4 protein-coding genes are annotated in these 2,374 nt (G+C 32.3%); 1 reads left to right on the top strand and 3 read right to left on the bottom strand.

Going from position 1 to position 2,374, the window contains the following annotated elements:
* Positions 1-251 (bottom strand): HD domain-containing protein (locus tag JJE11_RS17490; RefSeq protein WP_291637945.1); only part of this gene is annotated, 251 nt, incomplete at its 3' end.
* Positions 252-367: 116 nt separating this feature from the next.
* On the opposite strand from JJE11_RS17490, the gene JJE11_RS17485 reads away from it, so the two are divergent.
* Positions 368-646: a hypothetical protein gene (locus JJE11_RS17485; RefSeq protein WP_291637943.1), complete on the top strand. Its 279-nt coding sequence runs from the start codon at positions 368-370 to the stop codon at positions 644-646.
* 20 nt (positions 647-666) lie between these two features.
* Here JJE11_RS17485 and JJE11_RS17480 read toward each other — a convergent pair whose 3' ends face one another.
* Positions 667-852, bottom strand: coding sequence for a hypothetical protein (locus JJE11_RS17480; protein ID WP_291637941.1), 186 nt, complete (start codon positions 850-852; stop codon positions 667-669).
* A gap of 407 nt (positions 853-1,259) precedes the next feature.
* Positions 1,260-2,345 carry a hypothetical protein gene (locus JJE11_RS17475; RefSeq protein ID WP_291637939.1) on the bottom strand — a complete coding sequence of 362 codons (1,086 nt, stop codon included), beginning with the start codon at positions 2,343-2,345 and terminating at the stop codon, positions 1,260-1,262.
* Between the last annotated feature and the right edge of the window lie 29 nt (positions 2,346-2,374).

The raw sequence follows: 2,374 nt of genomic DNA, 5'->3' as shown, positions 1-2,374 counted from the left end.
ATTTCATTGGAAAATTCTGTAGTAACCTGCTTTATTGTCAATAACGTGCCTTCTGCTACAATATCATGAAACAGACCAGCTATGACTGTTTCCTTATCCGATTGCATTTCTGCTAATATAATTGCAACACAGATGGGATGTATGATATAATGTTCGCCAGACTTACGATACTGCCCATCATGAGCTTTGCAAGCCATATGATATGCCTTTTCCAACAAGGTCAAATCATCAGATGGATGATTTTTTTTCATACTGGCAACTAAGTCCTTATATAAACGTTTTGTGTCGAACTTGTAAAAAATTTTTGGCATAAAGGGGTAATGAAATCAATACTGTATAAGTATCTAATTAACTGATGGAGGTTCTTATGATTAATAAATATTTCAATATATTTGAAGCAATTGCTGTCTATTCTTTTTTGGGTGCATCTTTGGCACTAATTTATAAATTAGATAATCAACAATATTCTGGTTTCCTGGTGTTTATGTTGGGGGTTAGTAACTTAATACTATTCAATTTAATTAACAGACATTACAAAAGGAATAGAATTATTATATTTAATAAATTAGAGATAAGGTTTGTTGGACTTATTTTGTATATGGTTATGGGATTATTGGTTGCTAGTGAAGTATTCGTAATACGATAAGGGGGTTTATAGCACTTTCATCATCCAGTTAAACTGAAATTCTTCTTATATTCACGCTTTAGTCGTATTAATTTTTCTTTTTTATTATAACCATAAGGTAATTTAATTCCGAAAAAGGTTGGTTTCACAAACTTATCAATAAACATTCCTGTAAAATAAGTAAGAGCCAGAAAAAAATAAATTGTTATTGTTTCCATGTTATACATATTCCGCATTCCCCCCATATTCTTTTACTTTTATTATGTATAAGTAAAAGAAACGTGTATAATAAAATTCTATAACAGCGTAATATTCTACTAGAACGTCATATACCCACTTTCCTATAACTTTCATTTTCCGGGCTTCTAATCATACACATAACCTGTCCAGTTTATTTGATTTCTTTAGTAATTCTTACAGTTGTTAAGACGGCCTTAAAGAATAAAGCGACGTAACTATTATTTATATAACTCCTCTCTGTTACTGTAATATAAAAAGCACCCTATATTAGGCTGCTTTCATAACATTATAATTCACTAAATATCTCAAACATACTATGATTTTTATTCACCTTACAAAACAATCAAAAACTCATAATCCTTGCTATTATATTAGGCGTTAATTGAATTTTTAATTATTTAATTAATGCTTCCTCTACGTTAACTATAAAGTCTTGGATATTTGTAACTAATGTCTTAACTTCTAATGTTCCTCGATCAGATAATTTGTTAACAGAGAACTCTTGTATATCTATAGAATATATATACACTGGTCTAACAATCCCATCCTTTACTGTGTAAGATGGAGTCATATTCCCTGCCGCTATGGTATGAAGTACTGAGGATAAACATATAAGCATAGTTGCGTTCCTAGTATGTTTTCTCATAGCATCTTGAGCTTCATACACATTGTCATATGTATTTGGAAGTGCAAACCTATCTCTTATACTACCAGCAAGTACTACAGGTACATCATTTTCGGCGCAAGCTTTTAATATACCATCTTTAATTTTCCCTGAATTTATGAGCTCTTCAAGTGAGCCTGCGCGTCGTGCCTCATTTATAGTTGAAACATAGTTATAATGAGCATTTTCACGGGACTCAAAAGTTTCCTGACCTGAAACTGTGTTGAACCTAGCATTTTCTAAATCATAAGTACCAAGGGCATTTCCAGATAAAACAGCTTGAGCATACCCGTTTTCGACGAGTGAGGTAAATGCATCTCTTGATTTATCATCTAATGCAATCGCGGGTCCTAAAACCCAAACTATTTTTCCATCATGTTCCTTTTCATATTGCATAATTTTGTATAACTCATCGTAATCTTTAGAGAAAGCAGTTTCTCTTGATCTACCACTTCTAAATGCAAAGGTATCAGCATCTCCATTATCATTAAGAAAACCAGTAGTATACATGTATATACCGTCACTTCCATCTTCAGTTCTTCCTACGACAACTTTATCGCCAACTTTTAAATTCCTGAATTCCACAACTTCTATGTGATCATCTGGAGTAACAATTGCAACGCTATCCATACGGCTTTCAGTAGCTATTACCCATTTTCCTTTAATCTTAAAATATTCAGGATATATTGATAATGCATGATACTCTTTATGAGCAACACCTTCTTTAGTTACTTCTTCGAGTTTACAGTCTGGAGCATTAACAAGAACATCTTGCGAGAAATCAGGCGGCGTAAACTTTGGTAATTTAAAACTCATTTAAAATCTCCTCCTACTAATATAATAAT

It is taken from the genome of Clostridium sp. (assembly GCF_016650095.1).
Classification (GTDB): domain Bacteria; phylum Bacillota; class Clostridia; order Clostridiales; family Clostridiaceae; genus Clostridium_AD.
The sequence above is the reverse complement of the archived record's forward strand: the minus strand, read 5'-3'. Positions and strand labels throughout refer to the sequence as shown.